We start from the raw sequence: 17628 nt of genomic DNA, 5'->3' as shown, positions 1-17628 counted from the left end.
CCTGCTGATTGTAGCTTCTCAGGATTGCTCCTGCGATTCGCCAGGGCTGACCGTAGCGGCCAGGACACGGATCAAATCGGTCTGGGTGATGATGCCCACAAGCATGTCCTTTGTATCGACCACCGGCAGATGGTGGTGGCCCGCCGATGAAAACAGAGGCACCAGTTCCATGACCCGCTGCGTGGCATAGGCCGTCTGTACCGTGTGCGCCATGAGGTCTTGCACGCTCTTGGCATCCTGATGTCTGGACTTGCCCATGACCAGCGATTTGAGGCGCTGGCCCAGGCTTTGGGCATCAGGCACTTCTTGGCTGGCATTGCGCACAAAATCGGCGTTGGAGATGATGCCTATGACCTGCTGTTGCTCATTGACCACCGGCAGTGCCTTGATGCGGTGCTCGTGCATCAGCGCCCAGGCCTCCTTGAGCGTGGCACCGGCTTGCACCGCAAACACGGGCTGGCTCATGATGTCTGCGCAGCGCAAATCTCCCAAGGTGCGCTGGAATGCAGCGCGGCCGGCCAGGTGCAGCAGTCCTTCCAGGTCGGCACGGCTGATGTCCAGCACCTGGTTGTAGTGCGCCAGTGCTGCATTAAGGTCTGCATCGGTGAAATGGCTGCCACCGGGCTGTTTGCGGTGGCTGTGCTGGGGATGAGGGTAGCGCTTGCCCGTGACCAGGGCATAGGCCACGGCGCAAGCCAGCAGCACCACGATGTTGAACAGGGTGGGAAACAACAGCATTCCCATGCCCGGTGCATGCTCCAAGACCACAAAGGAGGCCAGGCCCACGGCCGGTGGATGCAGGCAGCGCAGAGGCACCATCAAGGTGACGGAAAGGCCTACGGCCAGGGCCAGAGCCAGAGCTTCGTCGGGAACAAAGTGCTCGCTCAGCGTGCCTACCAGCATGCAAAGCAGCGATCCCGCCAACACGGGCCAGGGCTGGGCCAGCGGGCTGGCAGGCATGCCGAAGACGAGTACGGCAGTCGCACCCATGGAAGAGACAATCCACACCGCATTGTCATGGCCGTCCCACCAGCGGCTGATCAATGCCGTGATCAGCAGGCCGAGGGCCACGCCCACGGCCATGCGCAGACCTTCTGCCGCATTGGTGCCCACAGGTGAGGGCAGGAAATTGCGCAGCCACAGCAGCACCGGTGCCATGTGTTCGGTCAGCAGAGGCTCGGCGGGTGCAGGGGCTCGGTCTGCCGGAGAGGCCGGTTTTAGCGAGGGCGTGTCGGTTATGGAGGGCGGAACCTCCGGGGTTGCAGGTGCGAAGCGGGTGGGCTGCTGCGATGAATCAGGCATGGGCAGGCGTGCATGTTGATGGCATCAGCGGCTCATTGTGCGCCTGGTAGTGGCAGTCGGCTGGTCTGGGGATTTGGCAGCGGCTCACGATCCGCTGTTTGAGGTGATGGGGGAGTACACCGAATACAGCAGGTCGTGGCTTGGCTAGAATCCTGCTTCGATCTCTATAACTTTGATAGCAAAAATCCACTGTGTCTGAACGACTCGCCGTACTTTCCCAATATCTGTTGCCCAAGCAGGCGCTGACCGCTCTCATGGGCCGTTTGGCCCAGGCGCAGGCCGGTGGCTTGACCACATCCGTCATTCGCCGCTTTATTGCCCGTTACGGTGTGGACATGGGCGAAGCTGCCAATCCCGACCCTGCGGCCTATGCCACCTTCAACGAATTTTTCACGCGCGAGCTTAAGGTTGGTGCACGGCCTCTGGCTCAGGCTGACTGGATTTGCCCTGTAGACGGCGCCATCAGCCAGTTCGGCCTTATCGAGGGCGAGCAGATTTTTCAGGCCAAAGGTCATCAATACAGTGCCACGGCGCTGGTGGGTGGTGATGCTGCGCTGGCGCGTCAGTTCGACAACGGCAGCTTTGCCACGATCTACCTCAGCCCCAAGGATTACCACCGCATCCACATGCCTTGCGCCGGCCAGCTCAAGCGCATGATTTACGTACCCGGCGAGCTGTTCTCGGTCAACCCCGCTACGGCGCGCGGCGTGCCCGGACTGTTTGCGCGCAATGAGCGCGTGGTCTGTGTGTTCGATACCGCGCACGGCCCCATGGTGCTGGTGCTGGTGGGGGCGACCATTGTGGGCAGCATGGCCACGGTCTGGCATGGCGTGGTCAACCCGCCACGTACGGGTCATCTCAAGAGCTGGGATTACACCGGCGAGCAAGCCATTCATTTGGCGCAAGGCGAGGAGATGGGGCGCTTTCTGCTGGGCTCCACCGTGGTCTTGCTGTGGCCGCAAAGTGCGGGGCTGCAGTTCAACCCCGCATGGCAGCCGGCGGGCCCGGTACGTTTGGGCCAGGTCATGGCAGATGCACAGGCAAAGATTCCATCCGGCATCGCCTGATCACTGGCATTGCCCATAAACGAAAAAGCCGTTGATGCTTCAAGCTTCAACGGCTTTTTTGGTTCAGGAGAGGCAGCGTGTTGCTGCCCCAGAAAGTGCACCCTGAAATAGCAGGCGGCACAGGTATAAGGTGTCTGCAAACTCCACCGGACCGTCATCCTGAACCGGGGGTTCAGGGGGGCGAGGGCAGCCTGACGTTGGGTTCATCTGACGCGAGACGATCACGCTCATCAGGAAATTTACCAAGCCCGAGCTCATTGAGCATTGGTTCAAGGAAATATAAAGTCCGGCAGGTCTGCAGACAGGAGTTATTTTACTTCGATTGATACGGCGTTTGCCACGCCGCGATGCATTTGTCGCAAGGATTGCGGGCTTTCACAAAAGCCTTGCATCGTCTTCCAACGCTTTATCGAGTTTGAGCACCAGCTGTTCGGCCAATTCCAGTTGGCGCTGTTGCTCGGCCAGCTGTTCCTGATTGAGTGGTTCAGTCTGAGCCACAGCCTGCATTTCAGCCTGGGCACTGTTCACTTGTGCTTGCTGGGACGTCTGTTGGGCATCACGGTCCAGCACATCGAAAGCCATATTGAGCGCAGCCAGTACTGCGACACGCTCGCGAGAACGTACCTTGCCGCTGTCGCGGATGCCGGTCATGGCCTCATCCACGCGACGCACGGCTTCCAGCACGCGCTCTTGCTGACCTTCGGGGCAGGTCAGCATGTAGCTTTGCTGCAAAATTTGCACTTCGATCTGCTTCATGGGCGGGCGTCTGGTGGCAATGTCTGGGGAATCACTCGCCCTGGTTGGCGGGCAGGCGTTCGATCAGCGCGTCCACACGTGCGCGTGCAGCTTGCAGGCGCAGGCGCAGAGAGTCGCGCTCTTGGGTCAGGGCGGCAACTTGCTCGGTCAGCAGGGTGTTGGTGCGCTGAAGTTCTTCGTGGCGCACCATTAAACGTTCTACCCGCTCGGCAATGAGGTCAAGAGAAGTCTGGGGGGTCATAGACTCGGACATTGTAGGTCTTGCAGTCCGTAAATAAGTGCAGAAATCCGAGAGACTTTGTGCATGAAAGGCGGATGCAAGCTAAGTGCACCCGGAAACACGCGCGCATGCTTTCTCGGTTGGAGATTTTCCTCTACCAAAATCGTAGCGTGCAACTCAGGCACATAAAGCGCCAAGCTCATTTATATAGTAAATAATCGTCAACGGGGTACTCTGATTGAAGGAGGTCTTGCGGCCAAAACTAATTAGAATGCGCCGCTGTTGGTGCTCGGAGTTGCTTTCTGCGACCCCAGTTCAACGGGAAGCAGGGAGGTGAAGCCGCAAAGCGGTGCGATCCGTGCCTGCGCTGCCCCCGCAACGGTCAGCGAATAGATGCATGGCATCTCCTTTTCATCTTTGCCACTGGCGCTGCGCGTGCTGGGAAGGCTCGCAAAAGGACGTTTCGCTTAGCCCGGATACCGGCCAACGATGTGGATTGTCTGCCTTCAGCTGTGGGCACGTCTTTTTCCCAATTGCCAACGGGGAGGTTGGCGCCGGGTATCTATTGTTTTGTCGCTTCCCATGAGTTCGCAACACCAACCCCGATGCAAGACTGCATCCGTGGCCTCGCACGTGCACGCCAGCACGGCTTCCATTTTTCACCGTCCTTCCCTGGTGGCTGCGGCCATCAGCTGCATGTTGTCTGCACCTGTGCTGGCTCAGCAAATCGCCTTGGCCGATACCGCTGCCATGGCCGAGACGGTGGTGACGGCCAACCGTATCGAGCAGCCGCTGTCCGATCTGGTGGCGGATATGTCCATCGTGGACCGCGAGACCATTGAAACCAGTGGTGCGGCTGGCGTGGCCGATGTACTGTCGCGTCTACCCGGCATCGAGATGGTGCGCAATGGCGGCCCTGGTGCCTCCACCAGCGTTTATTTGCGCGGAGCCGAGACCCGTTTTACGGCGGTCTATATCGACGGCGTGCGCGTCGATTCCCAATCGACCGGCGGAGCTTCCTGGCAGAACATTCCACTCGACTCCATTGAGCGCATTGAAGTGCTGCGCGGCCCGGCGGCTGCCGTCTATGGTTCGGATGCGATTGGCGGCGTGGTGCAGATTTTCACCAAGCGGGGCGAGGGCAAGCCCAAGCCCTATATCGGCCTGGGCTGGGGCAGCCGCGGCACGGTGACGGCGCAGACCGGCATCAGCGGCGGCCTCAATGGCTGGGATTACAGCCTGGGTGCATCTCATGCCAGCAGCAACGGCTTTAACGCCAAGACATCGGCGGGCTTCAATCCCGATGCGGACGGCTACCGCAACAATGCCTTCAATGCCCGCATTGGCTACCAGATCTCGCCCAACCAGCGCGTGGAGGCCACGGCGCTGGAAAGTTACGTCAATTCCGGTTATGACGCGACCATATCAAAGAGTGCTCCTATTGCCGATGATCGCAGCATCAACAAGATGCAAACCCTGGGTCTGAACTGGCAAGCCAAGTGGAGCGATGTTTACAGCACCCGTTTGCAATACACGCAGTCGCGCGATTACTACGCCACCAAGCCCTCGGTCTATGAAACCGACACGCGCTTGCATAACTATCTGTTCCAGAACGAATGGAAGCTGGGCGTCTCCACCCTGACTGCAGCGTTGGAGCGTCGTGAGGACAGCTTGGTCAACGGCAATATCGACCGCACGCGTTCGCAAAACGCCCTGGCTCTGGGCTACGGTCTGCGTGCCGGCAAGCACACGCTGCAGCTCAATGCCCGCCATGACCGCGACAGCGAGTTTGGCGGCAACACCACGGGCAGTGCCGCCTATGGCTATGAGTTCATGCCCCACTGGCGAGCCACGGCATCGGCGGGCACGGCTTTCCGCGCACCCACGCTGTACCAGCGCTTCAGCATGTATGGGGATTCCTCGCTGCAGCCTGAGAAGGGGCGCAATGTGGAGCTGGGCCTGAAATGGGGCAAGGGAAGCAATAGTTTCTCGGCCACGGTCTATCGCAACAATCTCTCGAACCTCATCAACTATGTGAGCAATACCGGTGCATGCCCGGGCAATAACGGTCCCTTCGGCGGCTGCTATGCCAACGTGGCCAATGCCCGCTATGAAGGCATTACCCTGGCCGCCACCACCCGCGTGGGTGTGGTGAATCTGCAGGGCTCGGTGGACTTCCAGAATCCGCGCGATACGGACAAGGACTTGCAGCTGGCACGTCGCTCCAAGCGCCATGCCAGTCTTTCGGCCGACACCCTGGTGGCAGGCTGGAGACTGGGTGCGCAGATGCAGACATCGGGCAAGCGCTTTGACGATGCTGCCAACAAGTTCGAGCTTGGCGGCTACACCTTGTGGCATCTGACGGCTCAAAAAGAGCTGACACGCAACTGGAGCCTGGTGGCACGCATCAACAATTTGACCGACAAGCGCTATGAGCTGGCCCGCACCTACGCCACAGAGGGCCGCAGCGGCTATGTGGGCGTGAAGTGGACGGCCAATTGAGCGGGCTTGCAGCCCTTATCGCTTTCATATGCTGAGCACCACCTCCTCGTCTGATGCGGCAGGCCAGCCTGTGCGCTGTCCTGCCTTGCTGATCACTGCCCCGGCCTCCGGCCAGGGCAAGACCACGCTGACTGCGGCCCTGGCACGTTTGCATGCGCGCCAGGGCCGCAAGGTCAGGGTGTTCAAATGCGGGCCGGATTTTCTGGACCCGTACTGGCATGAACTGGCCACGGGTGCGCCCGTGCACTCACTGGATTTGTGGATGACGGGTGAGGCCGATGTGCGGGCACGACTGCACGCTGCGGCGCAGGAGGCCGATCTCATCCTCATCGAAGGCGTGATGGGCTTGTTTGACGGCAGCCCCAGCGCGGCAGATCTGGCGCGACTGCTGGGTCTGCCCATGCTGGCAGTGGTCGATGCGTCAGCCATGGCCGGCACGTTCGGCGCGCTGGCCTATGGATTGCAACACTATCAAAGCGGCTTGCGCTGGGCGGGTTTCATGGCCAACCGCGTGGCGACCAGCCACCATGCCGATTTGCTGCGCCAGGGCCTGCGCGAGCCCGAGCTGTGGCAGGGCGCGTTGGCTGCCATCAGCCTGGGCGCCACAGGCCATGTCAAAGGCGCGGCGCTGTTGCCCGAGCGGCATCTGGGCCTGGTGGCTGCGCACGAGCTTCAGGATGCGCTGCAGCGCCTGGATGCGGCGGCCGATGCCCTGGCGCAAATTCCTCTGGGTCAACGACCATGGCATGCGGACGAAACCGGCGATTCTGTGAGCGGCAGCTGGCAAGACTGGGCAGTGGAGTTTTCGGCTCCCGAACCTGCTGACGCTGCTGCGCCGGCTTTGCAACCCTGGTTGCAAGGCCGCACGATTGCCGTGGCGCGCGATGCCGCCTTTGCCTTTATCTACCCGGCCAACCTGGACTGTCTGCGCGCCATGGGGGCGCAGCTGGTATTTTTCTCTCCGCTGGCCGGTGATGATTTGCCCGCCTGCGATGCGCTGTGGCTGCCCGGCGGCTATCCCGAGCTGCATGCCAAAACCCTGGCCGGCAACACCGGCCTGCGCCAAAGTCTTGCGCAGCACCTGGCGGCGGCCAAGCCCGTCTGGGCAGAATGCGGCGGTATGCTTGCCCTGTGCCAGTCGGTGGTCGGCCATGATGGTGCCGAGCAGGAGCTGTGGAACTTGCTGCCTGGCAAGGTCATCATGCAAAAGCGCCTGGCCGGCCTGGGCATGCAGCAGCTGCAAATCGATGAAACCGTCATGCGCGGCCACACGTTTCACTACAGCCGGCTGGAGACCGCCATGCAGCAGGTGGCGCGTACCAGTCGCCCGCGCACGGCCGTGCAGGCCGATCGCGGTGAGGCCGTGTACCGCCATGGCAGCGTGCATGCCAGCTATTTCCACGCCTGGTTTGCTTCGGCTCCCCGGCTGATTGCCGAGTGGCTGGGCGCCAAAGTTTGAGTATTGAAATCATGAGTCAGTCCTGCACCATTGCCATGCCCCGCAGCCAGCTGCTGATGGGCGGCCAGAAAAGTGGCAAATCCCGCCGCGCCGAGCTGCTGGCGCGTCAGTGGTTGGCGGGCGCCAGCGGGCGTGAGGCCGTGCTGGTGGCCACTGGCCAGCCCTGGGATGCGGAAATGCGCGAACGCATTGCCCGTCACCAGCGCGACCGCGCCGAACGGGTGCCGGGCATGACCACACTGGAGGAACCTCGCGAACTGGCCCGCGTGCTGGCCGAGCACAGCGCACCGCAGCGCATGCTGGTCATCGACTGCCTGACGCTGTGGCTGACCAACTGGCTGATGCCTGCCGAAGCTGAGGAATCTCAGTCAAGCAAGGCTCAGGCCCAGGACTGGAATGCGCAGATAGCTCACTTTTTGATAGAGCTTGAAGCGGCCAAAGGCCCGGTGATTCTGGTCGGCAACGAGATCGGCCTGGGCGTGATTCCCATGGGCGCCGAGGTGCGGGCCTTTGTGGATGCGCTGGGCGTGCTTAACCAGCAGGTGGCAGCGCATTGTGAAACCGTGACCTTTATGTGCGCCGGCCTGCCCATGGCCGTGAAAGGCCCTCAGCCATGAGCTTGCCGAGAAAGCCAAACAGCGGCTGGCTTGCAGCACGGCTGATGCCAGCTCTGCTTGCCTGCGTGCTGGGTGCGGGCGCAGCCCCATCGGCAAGCGCTGCAGATACCGCCTTGCAGGTGACCGATGCGCGCGGCGTGACCGTGCGGCTGCCCAAATCGCCGCAGCGCATTGTGAGTCTGCTGCCCTCGCTGACCGAAACCCTGTGCGCCCTCGATGGCTGCCAGCGTCTGGTGGGCGTGGATCGCTATTCCAACTGGCCTGCACATGTGAAGACCGTGCCCGTGGTCGGCGGCGGGCTGGACCCGAATATCGAAAGCATTTTTGCGCTCAAGCCCGATCTGGTGCTGATCTCCATGGCTTCGCGCTCCGCGACGCGTCTGGAGGCGCTAGGCCTCAAAGTCGTGGCGCTGGAGCCCCGCACCTATGCCGAGGCGCATCTGGTACTGCAAAAAATCGGGGCCCTGCTGCAGATCGATCCAGCGCTGGGCGCCGAGCGGCTATGGGCCAAGACTGAGGCCGAGGTGGCCCGCGCTGCCGCCAGCGTGCCTGAATCCATGCGCGGCAAGCGTGTGTATTTCGAAGCCAGCCGTGGCCCGTTTGCGGCCGGTGAGACATCGTTTATCGGCGAGACGCTGACCCGGCTGCATATGCGCAATATCGTCGATGCCAAACTGGGCCCGTTTCCGCGCATCAACCCCGAGTTTGTGGTGCGCGCCGACCCTGACGTGCTGATGGCCAGCGAGCGCAGCTGGAAGAGCAATGTGCCCGAGTATCCGGGCTGGGCCCAGATGCGTGCCGTCCAACAGGGCAGCGTCTGCCGCTTTACGGCCGCGCAGGCCGATGTGCTGGTGCGCCCCGGCCCGCGCATTGCCGAAGCCGCGCAGTTGCTGGCCCAATGCCTGCAGACGGTGGCCAAGACGGTGCCACCGGCTGCATCTGCGGGCTCGCAGAAATGAAGTCTGCCTTGCGTGGACCAGGCTGTTCACTGGGGCGTTCGCCTCAGCGCGGCATGGCGGCACCCGGGCTGGCCTTGTGCCTGCTGCTGCTTTGCGCCGTGCTGGGTGCGCTGGGTGCAGGCATTGGCAGCACGGGCTGGGAGAGTCTGTGGAAGGCCTATGAAGACCCGCTGGCCTGGAAGATCGTCACCGATATCCGCTTGCCGCGCACCGCCGGTGCCTTGCTGGCCGGCGCTTTGCTGGGCCTGGCCGGCTCGATTGCGCAAGGCGTGTTTCGCAATCCGCTGGCCGATCCCTATCTGCTGGGTAGCGCGTCCGGGGCTTCGCTGGGTGTGGCGCTGGCCATGGCGGCCTTGGGTGTCTCGCCTTTTGCTCTGGCCGGGCTGGCACGCTGGGGCGTGACGGGTGCGGCCTTCATGGGCGCGACGGCGGCCGTCATGCTGACCCTGGTGCTGGCCAAGGGCGTGCACAACACCATGCGCCTGCTGCTGGCCGGTGTGGTGGTGGGTGTGGTGCTGGGCGCCGTGGCTTCGCTGGTGCTGCTGATGAACCCCGACATCATGCAGGCCATGCAATCTTTCATGCTGGGCAGCACCGCTTTTGTGGGCTGGAATGCCTGCGCGCTCATGTTTTGCGTGCTGGCGCTGGCGTTGTTGCTGGCCTGGTGCCTGAGCCGGGTGCTCGATGGCTTGGCGCTGGGTGAGGCCACGGCGCACAGCTTGGGCTTGCCGCTGGCGCCGCTGCGCGCGTTGCTGATCGTGCTGCTGGCGCTGGCCACCGGCACGGCCGTGGCCCAGACCGGGCTGATCGCCTTTGTGGGGCTGGCGTCGCCGCATCTGGTGCGCTCCATGGTGCGCGCACTGCACCGCTGGCTGCTGGTACTCAGCAGCCTGATGGGCGCCGTGCTGCTGCTGGCCGCCGATTTGCTGGCGCGCTGGCTGATTGCACCTCAGGAGCTGCCTGTGGGCGTGCTCACGGCCGTGCTGGGCGGCAGCTATCTGCTGTGGTTGATGCATCGCCGTTCGGCCTTGCAAAGCGGGGAGGGGGTATGAGCGCCGATTACCGTACCGATATGACTGGAGCCGCTGCTGCGCTGACTACCCGCCAACTGTGCGTCACCTTGGGTGACAGAGCGGTGCTGCGCGGCGTGGACCTGCAGATCCCGGCCGGCCGCTGGACGGCGATTGTGGGCCCCAACGGTGCCGGCAAATCCACGCTGCTGCGGGCTCTGGCCGATATGGGCGGCAGCAACCACCGGCAGTCCGGCGAGATCGATCTGCTCAATCGCCGGCTGCAGCAATGGCCGGCGCGCCAAAGGGCGCAGCTGCTTTCATGGCTGGGCCAGAACCAACCCGTGGCGGCAGACATGGCGGTGTATGACGTGGTCATGCTGGGGCGCTTGCCGCACCAAGGCTGGCTGGCCGCGCCGGACGCTGCCGACAAGGCGGCCGTGGAGCAGGCCTTGCGCCAGACCCACGCCTGGGATTGGCGCACGCGCAGCGTGGGCAATCTTTCGGGCGGCGAGCGCCAGCGCGTGCTGCTGGCGCGGGCGTTGGCGGTCGAAGCTCAGGTGCTGCTGATGGACGAGCCGCTGGCCAATCTTGATCCGCCGCATCAGACGGACTGGATGCTGACCGTGCGCGATCTGGTCGGCCAGGGCAAGACCGTGATCAGTGTGCTGCACGAACTTTCATTCGCGCTGCAGGCCGACGATCTGGTGATCATGAGCGAGGGCCTGGTCAGCCACCACGGCGCTTGCACCGACCCTGCCACCCATACGGCGCTGGAGCAAGTGTTTGATCAGCGTATTCGCGTGCGCCAGCTGGACGGCATGTGGCTGGCTCTGCCCCATATCCCGCCAGCGAACCCTGCTTTTTCCGCCCCTTCGATTAACCCCATTCATTAAACCTGCAGCGCAAGCTGGACGGGTACAAGACACCATGCAAATTGAAGCACCTCCTACCGAAAAGCCCTATGAAAAGCCCGAGGGCGAGCGCCGCGGTCTGATCATCGTCAACACCGGCGACGGCAAGGGCAAGAGCACGGCCGCGTTCGGCCTGGCTTTCCGCGCCACGGGCCGGGGCAAGGCCGTCAAAGTCTTTCAGTTCATGAAAGTGCCCACGGCCCGCTTTGGCGAACACCGTCTGGCCGAGCAGGTGGGCATGCCCATCGAAGGTCTGGGTGACGGCTTCAGCTGGAAGAGCCGCGATCTGGACCACTCGGCCGAGCTGGCCCGCGAAGGCTGGGAAAAAGCCAAGGCCGTGATTTTGGGCGGAGAGCATTTTCTGGTGGTGCTAGACGAGATCACCTATCCGCTGATCTACGGCTGGCTGCCGCTGGCCGAGGTGCTGGAGACTTTGCAGGCCCGCCCCAAGCATGTGCATGTCTGCCTGACCGGCCGCCGCTGCCCCCAGGAAGTCATAGAAATTGCCGATACGGTGACCGAGATGAAGCTGATCAAGCACGCGTTTCAAGCGGGTATTCCCGCGCAGCGCGGCATCGAAGATTGAGTGATTCGCCGCCTGCATCGGCGCGACAATAAGCTTATGACTGATCCCCAAGCCACCATTCCCGCCACGCCCTTCACCGAGGCCGAGCGTGCCGCCGTCTATCGCGCCATTTACGAGCGCCGCGATATGCGCCACTTTGCGGGAGGTGTGGTGGAGGAAGAGGTCTTGCTGCGGCTGTTGCGCGCCGCCCACCACGCGCCCAGCGTGGGGTTTATGCAACCATGGCGCTTTATTCGCGTGAAAAGCCTGGAGCTGCGCCGCTCCATTCATGCGCTGGTGGAGCAGGAGCGCGTGCTCACCGCCCGAGCCCTGGGCGAGCGCGAAGAAGATTTCATGAAGCTCAAGGTGCAGGGCGTGCTGGATGCCGCTGAGGTGCTGGTGGTGGCCATGCCGCCGGGGCGCGAGGCGCATATTTTCGGTCGCCGCACCCTGCCCGAGATGGACATTGCCAGCACGGCCTGCGCCATTCAAAACCTGTGGCTGGCCGCGCGTGCCGAAGGGCTGGGCATGGGCTGGGTGTCGATTTTCGATCCCCAGGCTCTGGCCGCTTTGCTGCAAATGCCCCAGGGCGCACATCCGCTGGGCGTGCTGTGCCTGGGTCCGGTGGATGCGTATTACGCCCAGCCCATGCTGCAGCAGGAAAAATGGGCCAGCCGTGCGCCGCTGACCGACATGCTGATGGACGATGTCTGGGATAGCACGCGCACCCCGCCTCCGACCACGCCCCGCACATGACGGTTGTTTCCTGGGTGGATTTGCTCATCGGGTTCTTCAGCCCCCTGGGCTGGTTGTTCAAAGCCATGACCGCCGAGCCTGCGCTGGCGCTGTTCTGGTCGCAGAAGCTGATGTGCGCCCTGATGGCCGTGCTGGTGGCCTTGCTGCTGGACAAGCTCTGGGGCGAGCCGCCTGTGTGGCTGCACCCGGTGGTCTATATGGGCAAGGCGCTGGGCCTGCTGGGCCAGTGGATTGCGCCGCGTACCGAAGTGGGCCGAGACTACGCGCGTTTTATGCTCGCAGCGCTTGCCTGGTGTGCGCTGGCAGCTATTGTTTTCATTGTCTATGGCCTGCTGCAGTTTTTGCTGCCGGATGCGCTTTGGTGGCTGTCTGGCCTGCTGATCGGCGTGCTGCTCAAGCCCTTGCTGTCCTGGCGCATGCTCAAGGACGAGGTGCTGGCGGTGGAAGCCGCGCTGCAGCAGTCGCTGCCTGCGGGCCGTGAGCGCCTGACTTGGCTGGTAAGCCGCGACACCACGCAGCTGAGCGCCGCCACGGTGCGCGAAAGCGCCATCGAAACCCTGGCGGAAAATCTCAACGACTCGGTGATCGCACCCCTGTTCTGGTTTGCCGTGGCCGGCCTGCCCGGCGCCGCTGTCTATCGTCTGGCCAATACCGCCGATGCCATGTGGGGCTACCCGGGCTGGCGCGGCCATGGCGAGCAGTGCCGCCACTGGCAGTGGGCCGGCAAATGGGCGGCGCGGGCCGACGATGTGCTCAACTGGATTCCGGCCCGCCTCACGGCCGCCTGGCTGGCGCTGCTGGTCGGCGGTGTGGCGTGGTCGGCCTTGAAGCGAGATGCGGCCGTCACCCCATCGCCCAATGGCGGCTGGCCCATGGGTACCATGGCGCTGGCCCTGGGCGTGCAGCTGTCCAAGCCAGGCGTCTATCAACTCAACTCCGGCGGCCGGGCGCCGCAGGCGGCAGACTTGCAACGCTCCGTGATTCTGGCCTCCAAAGTGGTGATAGCGCAGGTGGTACTTGCGCTGCTAGCTATGATTTTTGTTGCTTTGTGGATGTGGAAAGCGGGTCTCCATGGCTGAATTCACCCATGGCGGTACCGACGCTTTAGGCGTGCCGGCCCATGATTTTTCCACCAACCGCAATGCCTGCGGGCCCTGTCCGATAGCGGTAGAGGCTTTGCAGGCCGCCCATGTGGCGCAGTACCCCGATCCTCTGTACAGCGATTTGCGTGCGCAGCTGGCGGCGTTTCATGGCGTGGAGCGAGAGCGCATCCTGATTGGCGGCAGCAGCAGCGAGCTGATTCACCGCCTGACCCAGCATGCGCTGCGTAGCGGAGCGCAAAGCATCCGCTTGCCCAGCCGCCACTATGGTGACTATGCCCAGGCCGCCGATGTCTGGGGGCTGGCACAGAACGCCCGCAGCGCGCCTGCTAGCGATCAGCCTGTTTTGCATTGGGCCTGCGAGCCATCGAGCCCGCTGGGTTGCTGCGAGGAGATCTGGGCTGCCTGGAGTCAACCACCTGTGCTGAGTACCGGCCAGGAGTCGTTGCGCGAATGGCGTGTGCTTGACTGTGCCTACCGCCCCTTGTGGCTGGAAGGCGAGGCACCCGAGCGTGATCTTGATCTCGTCTGGCAGCTGTGGACGCCGAACAAGGCCTTGGGCATGACGGGCGTGCGCGCCGCTTATGCAATTGCGCCCCTGCGGGTGGCAGCGGCCGAGATGAGCGCGCTGCGCGCGCTGGCTCCGTCCTGGATGGTGGGAGGCCACGGCGTGGCCATGCTGCAAGCCTGGGTCAGAGCCGATGTGCAGCAGTGGCTGAGCGCCAGCCTGCATCGGCTGCGCGACTGGAAGCGGCAGCAACTGGCCCTTTGCGAGCAGCTGGGCTGGCAGGTGATTGCCGGCCATCAGGCCAATTATTTTGTGGCCCGTCTTCCCTTGGCGGATCAAGCCATGGCGGCAAGGCTGCAGGTCTTGCGCAACCAGGGCATCAAGCTGCGCGACTGTGCCAGCTTCGGCTTGCCCGGCCATGTGCGCCTGGGCGTGCTGCCACCCTTATCCCAGGCTGCGTTGCGCGCTGCCTGGAGCGAGCTTGGAACAAGCCTGGAATTCATTTGAGAACTGGAACATGAGCCAATTGATTCATTTGCCGCGACCCACTCCAGGCCAGCGGCCTGCCTTGTGTGTGATGGTGCTGGGCACCAGCAGCGGCGCCGGCAAAAGCTGGGTGACCACGGCCCTGTGCGCCTGGTACCGGGCCCAGGGCTACAAGGTGGCGCCATTCAAGGCGCAGAACATGAGCAACAACGCCCGCGTGGTGGCGACACCCGACGGAAAGTGGGGCGAGATCGGCACCGCCCAGTATCTGCAGGCCCTGGCCGCCGGCTGCGTGCCCGATGTGCGCATGAACCCGCTGCTGCTCAAGCCCGAGGCCGATACGCGCAGCCAGGTGGTGCTGTTCGGCCAGGTCCATGACGAACTCAGCGCCATGCCCTGGCGCGGCCGCAGCCTCAAGGTCTGGCCGCAGATTGCGCAGGCGCTCGATGACTTGCGTGCCGAAAACGATGTGATCGTGATCGAAGGCGCAGGCTCGCCGGCCGAGATCAACCTGCATGCCAGCGACGTGGTGAATATGCGCGTGGCGCGCCACTGCAACGCGCACTGCCTGCTGGTCTCCGATATCGACCGGGGCGGGGCGTTTGCCCATCTGTACGGCACCTGGGCGCTGTTGCCAGAGGACGAGCAAAAACTGATCAAAGGTTTTGTGCTCAACAAATTCCGGGGCGATGCCAGCTTGCTGGCGCCCGCGCCGCAGATGCTGGAAGAGAAAACCGGCGTGCCCACCGTGGCCTGCATTCCCATGCAGTTTGCCCATGGCCTGCCCGAGGAAGACGGCGTGTTTGACGACCGCGGCAGCAACGGCGCCGGCCAGGCGGTGCACACCACCATCGCCATCGTGGCCTACCCGCGCATCAGCAATCTCGATGAATTTCAGCCTCTGCTGCAGGTGCCCGGCGTGCGCGTGGTCTGGGCCCGCTCGCCAGCGCAGATTGCGGCGGCCGACTGGGTCATCTTGCCCGGCAGCAAGGCCACGGCGGCCGATCTGGCCTGGATGCGCACACAGGGGCTGGATGCCGCCGTGGTAGCTCATGCCAACGCCGGCAAGCGGGTGCTGGGTATTTGCGGCGGCTTGCAGATGCTGGGCGAGGCACTGATCGATCTGTATGGCGTGGATGGCAATGCCGCCGGCCTGGGCTTGCTGCCGGCAGCGACTTTGTTTGCGCAGGAAAAAACCGTCAAACCCACGCGTTTTGACCTGCCAGCGCTGCAGGCGCCCTGGCAGGCACTGAGCGGCGTGGAAGTGACGGGCTATGAAATTCACCATGGCCAGACGCAGCTGCGCCAGGACATGCAGGCCGCAGCCGGCCCGCAGGCGCAGGAGTTGCTGCCCGGTCTGCTGTGGCAGGCCGGCAACCCGGTGGTTATCGGCACTTATCTGCACGGGCTGTTCGAGAATTCTGCCGTCGTCCATGCCCTGTTTGGCAATGCGGCCCTGGGGCTGGAGCAGGTGTTTGAGCGCCTGGCCCAGGGCGTTGAACAGTGGTTTGCCGAGATGCCGTCTTGAGGCTGGGCTGTAGGCCCTGGCTTGCAGGGGCTTGTGGGCTGCACCGATAAGGGTAATCAGGGAATGCGCGCAAGCTCGGCGGATTACTTACTCACCTGTGATGGAGTCTGCTCATGGCAAATCTTGGAATTCGCAGCATTCAGTTGACGCTGGGCGCGCTAGCCCTGGCAGTTGCTGGCATGGCCTGCGCTCAGACCACCGAAGCGGCACCGGCGATGGAGATGGCCAAACCGGCGGCCAAATCGGCGGAGATGAAGTCTCACAAACCAATGCACAAGCAGATGCATAAGCCCATGCACAAGCGCGATGCCAATCCCGCAAGCCGCGAAGCGGCCGCCGCCAAGGCCGAAGCCAAGCGCGGCAAGCTCGATGACGGCCAGAGCGCCAATCAGTTCGAACGCAATGCGTATGCGCGCTGCCAGGTTTTCAAGACCGACATCGACCGCCAGGCATGTTCCGACCGCGTCAAGCAGGGTGCTATCAGCGGCTCGGTGCAGGACGGCGGCATTTTGCGCGAGTCGACCATTGAAGTGCCGGTAGGCCAGTAAGCACTCATTTCCTTTGCACCAAAGGCTCTGCGGAGCCTTTTTTCGTGGCCGGGCTTTCCTGTCGGCGCTGTATGCACTCCAGAACGCGCGATACTCGGCATCCGGCTGGCAGGGCGTTGCCAGCAAAGTGAAGGTGCAGGCCGTTTCCGGTCAATGGTCGCACCTGTATTCGATGTGCCGGGGATTGCAGCCTTGATGAATTCCGTTATCCGTTCCGATTTAGCCCTGTCCAGCATCTGGTCCTGCCCCGAAGTGGCCGATATCAGCGACGAGCAACTGCTGGCACGCGTGCAGCACAAGCTGGACTTCAAGACCAAGCCCCAGGGCTCGCTGGGTGTGCTGGAGGCGCTGGCGCTGAAGCTGGCCTCGGTGCTGGGCAGCGAGCAGCCGCAGCTGCAGGCGCCGCAGATGCTGGTGTTTGCTGCAGACCACGGCCTGGCCGCCAAAGGCGTGTCGGCCTATCCGGTGGATGTGACCTGGCAGATGGTGGAGAACTTTCTGGCCGGCGGGGCTGCGGTCAGCGTGCTCTCGCGGCAGAACGGGATTGCCCTGAATGTGGTCGATTGCGGTGTGGCCAAGGACTTTGCCGTGCGCGAGCAAGACCCTGAACACAAGCAGCCCAAGGCCTATGAGCCGCGCCTGTGGCGCCGCAAGGTGGCTTATGGCACGGCCGATAGCAGCGAAGGGCCGGCCATGACGGCCGAGCAATGTGCCGTGGCCTTGCGCAATGGGGCGGAGCTGGTCAAGAAACTGCCCGGCAATGCCTTGCTGCTGGGCGAGATGGGTATTGGCAACACCTCGGCCGCGTCGCTGCTGCTGGCGCGGCTGTGCGGCGAACCGATTGAAGCCGTCACCGGCGTGGGCACCGGTCTCGATGCCCAGGGCCTGCAGCACAAGCTGGCGGTGCTCAAACAGGTGTTGCAGCTGCATGTGGCAGTGACGGAACCTTTGGCCGTGCTGGCCGCCATGGGCGGGCTGGAGATTGCGACCATGACCGGTGCCGTGCTGCAGGCTGCGGCCGAACGCCGCCTGATTGTGGTGGATGGCTTCATCACCACGGCCGCGGTTCTGGTGGCCAGCCGTCTGCAGCCCCATGTGCTGCAGCGCTGTGTCTATGCCCATCGCTCGGGCGAACCGGGCCACACCCGCATGCTGGCCCAGCTGCAGGCCCAGCCGCTGTTGGATTGGCAACTGCGCCTGGGAGAGGGCTCGGGCGCGGCACTGGCCTGGCCGCTGCTGCTGTCGGCCTGCACCATGCTCAACGAGATGGCCAGCTTCGAGTCGGCAGGCGTCAGCACCAAGGGCTGAAGACCGCTTCTGTATTGATAGCT

The 17628-nt window shown here is 63.4% G+C and carries 17 protein-coding genes and 1 riboswitch; of the genes, 14 read left to right on the top strand and 3 right to left on the bottom strand.

Annotation, left to right across the window (positions count from 1 at the left end):
• Positions 1-18 precede the first annotated feature (18 nt).
• Entirely contained in the window at positions 19-1302 is a 1284-nt protein-coding gene (locus EAO39_RS15370) for an HPP family protein (RefSeq protein ID WP_240467026.1), read from the bottom strand.
• A gap of 191 nt (positions 1303-1493) precedes the next feature.
• On the opposite strand from EAO39_RS15370, the gene asd reads away from it, so the two are divergent.
• A complete protein-coding gene (asd, locus tag EAO39_RS15365; RefSeq protein ID WP_120968921.1) occupies positions 1494-2369 on the top strand; it encodes an archaetidylserine decarboxylase in 876 nt (291 codons plus the stop codon).
• Positions 2370-2744: 375 nt separating this feature from the next.
• Here the strand turns inward: asd and EAO39_RS15360 are convergent, their stop codons facing one another.
• On the bottom strand, positions 2745-3125 hold the full coding sequence (locus EAO39_RS15360) for a cell division protein ZapA (RefSeq protein WP_120968918.1): 381 nt from the start codon (positions 3123-3125) through the stop codon (positions 2745-2747).
• A 31-nt stretch (positions 3126-3156) separates the two neighbouring features.
• Complete coding sequence (locus EAO39_RS15355; protein ID WP_120968915.1) at positions 3157-3366, bottom strand: DUF904 domain-containing protein; 210 nt, start codon at positions 3364-3366, stop codon at positions 3157-3159.
• Between the two features lie 245 nt (positions 3367-3611).
• Positions 3612-3848, top strand: a riboswitch (cobalamin riboswitch).
• Positions 3849-4041: 193 nt separating this feature from the next.
• Here EAO39_RS15355 and EAO39_RS15350 point away from each other — a divergent pair.
• From EAO39_RS15350 to cobT, 13 genes are all read left to right on the top strand, one after another.
• A complete protein-coding gene (locus EAO39_RS15350; protein ID WP_162989647.1) occupies positions 4042-5847 on the top strand; it encodes a TonB-dependent receptor in 1806 nt (601 codons plus the stop codon).
• Between the two features lie 28 nt (positions 5848-5875).
• Positions 5876-7306, top strand: a complete 1431-nt coding sequence (locus EAO39_RS15345) for a cobyrinate a,c-diamide synthase (protein WP_120968909.1) — start codon at positions 5876-5878, stop codon at positions 7304-7306.
• A 35-nt stretch (positions 7307-7341) separates the two neighbouring features.
• A complete protein-coding gene (locus EAO39_RS15340) occupies positions 7342-7923 on the top strand; it encodes a bifunctional adenosylcobinamide kinase/adenosylcobinamide-phosphate guanylyltransferase (RefSeq protein WP_120971170.1) in 582 nt (193 codons plus the stop codon).
• Between the two features lie 44 nt (positions 7924-7967).
• Positions 7968-8882: a helical backbone metal receptor gene (locus EAO39_RS15335; RefSeq protein ID WP_120968906.1), complete on the top strand. Its 915-nt coding sequence runs from the start codon at positions 7968-7970 to the stop codon at positions 8880-8882.
• Positions 8883-8950: 68 nt separating this feature from the next.
• A complete protein-coding gene (locus EAO39_RS15330) occupies positions 8951-9934 on the top strand; it encodes an iron ABC transporter permease (protein WP_120971167.1) in 984 nt (327 codons plus the stop codon).
• On the top strand, positions 9931-10788 hold the full coding sequence (locus tag EAO39_RS15325) for an ABC transporter ATP-binding protein (protein ID WP_205589397.1): 858 nt from the start codon (positions 9931-9933) through the stop codon (positions 10786-10788). Before EAO39_RS15330 ends, EAO39_RS15325 begins: the two co-directional genes overlap by 4 nt.
• A gap of 34 nt (positions 10789-10822) precedes the next feature.
• The gene (gene cobO, locus EAO39_RS15320; RefSeq protein WP_120968903.1) at positions 10823-11392 is read left to right on the top strand and encodes a cob(I)yrinic acid a,c-diamide adenosyltransferase; all 570 of its coding nucleotides are present in this window, start codon (positions 10823-10825) and stop codon (positions 11390-11392) included.
• Positions 11393-11428: 36 nt separating this feature from the next.
• Positions 11429-12127 (top strand): 5,6-dimethylbenzimidazole synthase, encoded by a 699-nt coding sequence (bluB, locus tag EAO39_RS15315; protein WP_120968900.1) that lies wholly within the window; start codon positions 11429-11431, stop codon positions 12125-12127.
• Positions 12124-13206: an adenosylcobinamide-phosphate synthase CbiB gene (gene cbiB / locus EAO39_RS15310; RefSeq protein ID WP_120968897.1), complete on the top strand. Its 1083-nt coding sequence runs from the start codon at positions 12124-12126 to the stop codon at positions 13204-13206. The genes bluB and cbiB overlap by 4 nt, the downstream gene beginning before the upstream one ends.
• Positions 13199-14242, top strand: coding sequence for an aminotransferase class I/II-fold pyridoxal phosphate-dependent enzyme (locus tag EAO39_RS15305; protein ID WP_120968894.1), 1044 nt, complete (start codon positions 13199-13201; stop codon positions 14240-14242). Before cbiB ends, EAO39_RS15305 begins: the two co-directional genes overlap by 8 nt.
• Before the next feature lie 10 nt (positions 14243-14252).
• The gene (locus EAO39_RS15300; protein WP_120968891.1) at positions 14253-15749 is read left to right on the top strand and encodes a cobyric acid synthase; all 1497 of its coding nucleotides are present in this window, start codon (positions 14253-14255) and stop codon (positions 15747-15749) included.
• 113 nt (positions 15750-15862) lie between these two features.
• A complete protein-coding gene (locus tag EAO39_RS15295) occupies positions 15863-16297 on the top strand; it encodes a hypothetical protein (RefSeq protein WP_120968888.1) in 435 nt (144 codons plus the stop codon).
• A 195-nt stretch (positions 16298-16492) separates the two neighbouring features.
• On the top strand, positions 16493-17605 hold the full coding sequence (gene cobT / locus EAO39_RS15290) for a nicotinate-nucleotide--dimethylbenzimidazole phosphoribosyltransferase (RefSeq protein WP_120971163.1): 1113 nt from the start codon (positions 16493-16495) through the stop codon (positions 17603-17605).
• Positions 17606-17628 lie beyond the last annotated feature (23 nt).

This window comes from Comamonas sp. lk, from assembly GCF_900564145.1.
Classification (GTDB): domain Bacteria; phylum Pseudomonadota; class Gammaproteobacteria; order Burkholderiales; family Burkholderiaceae_C; genus Comamonas.
The sequence above is the reverse complement of the archived record's forward strand: the minus strand, read 5'-3'. Positions and strand labels throughout refer to the sequence as shown.

Bases quoted from the DNA above. Each gene is read 5' to 3' on its own strand.
- EAO39_RS15370 (WP_240467026.1), bottom strand. From the start codon at position 1,302: ATGCCTGATTCATCGCAGCAGCCCACCCGCTTCGCACCTGCAACCCCG.
- EAO39_RS15360 (WP_120968918.1), bottom strand. From the start codon at position 3,125: ATGAAGCAGATCGAAGTGCAAATTTTGCAGCAAAGCTACATGCTGACC.
- EAO39_RS15355 (WP_120968915.1), bottom strand. From the start codon at position 3,366: ATGACCCCCCAGACTTCTCTTGACCTCATTGCCGAGCGGGTAGAACGT.
- EAO39_RS15350 (WP_162989647.1), top strand. From the start codon at position 4,042: ATGTTGTCTGCACCTGTGCTGGCTCAGCAAATCGCCTTGGCCGATACC.
- EAO39_RS15345 (WP_120968909.1), top strand. From the start codon at position 5,876: ATGCTGAGCACCACCTCCTCGTCTGATGCGGCAGGCCAGCCTGTGCGC.
- EAO39_RS15340 (WP_120971170.1), top strand. From the start codon at position 7,342: ATGCCCCGCAGCCAGCTGCTGATGGGCGGCCAGAAAAGTGGCAAATCC.
- EAO39_RS15335 (WP_120968906.1), top strand. From the start codon at position 7,968: ATGCCAGCTCTGCTTGCCTGCGTGCTGGGTGCGGGCGCAGCCCCATCG.
- EAO39_RS15325 (WP_205589397.1), top strand. From the start codon at position 9,931: ATGAGCGCCGATTACCGTACCGATATGACTGGAGCCGCTGCTGCGCTG.
- cobO (WP_120968903.1), top strand. From the start codon at position 10,823: ATGCAAATTGAAGCACCTCCTACCGAAAAGCCCTATGAAAAGCCCGAG.
- bluB (WP_120968900.1), top strand. From the start codon at position 11,429: ATGACTGATCCCCAAGCCACCATTCCCGCCACGCCCTTCACCGAGGCC.
- cbiB (WP_120968897.1), top strand. From the start codon at position 12,124: ATGACGGTTGTTTCCTGGGTGGATTTGCTCATCGGGTTCTTCAGCCCC.
- EAO39_RS15305 (WP_120968894.1), top strand. From the start codon at position 13,199: ATGGCTGAATTCACCCATGGCGGTACCGACGCTTTAGGCGTGCCGGCC.
- EAO39_RS15300 (WP_120968891.1), top strand. From the start codon at position 14,253: ATGAGCCAATTGATTCATTTGCCGCGACCCACTCCAGGCCAGCGGCCT.
- EAO39_RS15295 (WP_120968888.1), top strand. From the start codon at position 15,863: ATGGCAAATCTTGGAATTCGCAGCATTCAGTTGACGCTGGGCGCGCTA.
- cobT (WP_120971163.1), top strand. From the start codon at position 16,493: ATGAATTCCGTTATCCGTTCCGATTTAGCCCTGTCCAGCATCTGGTCC.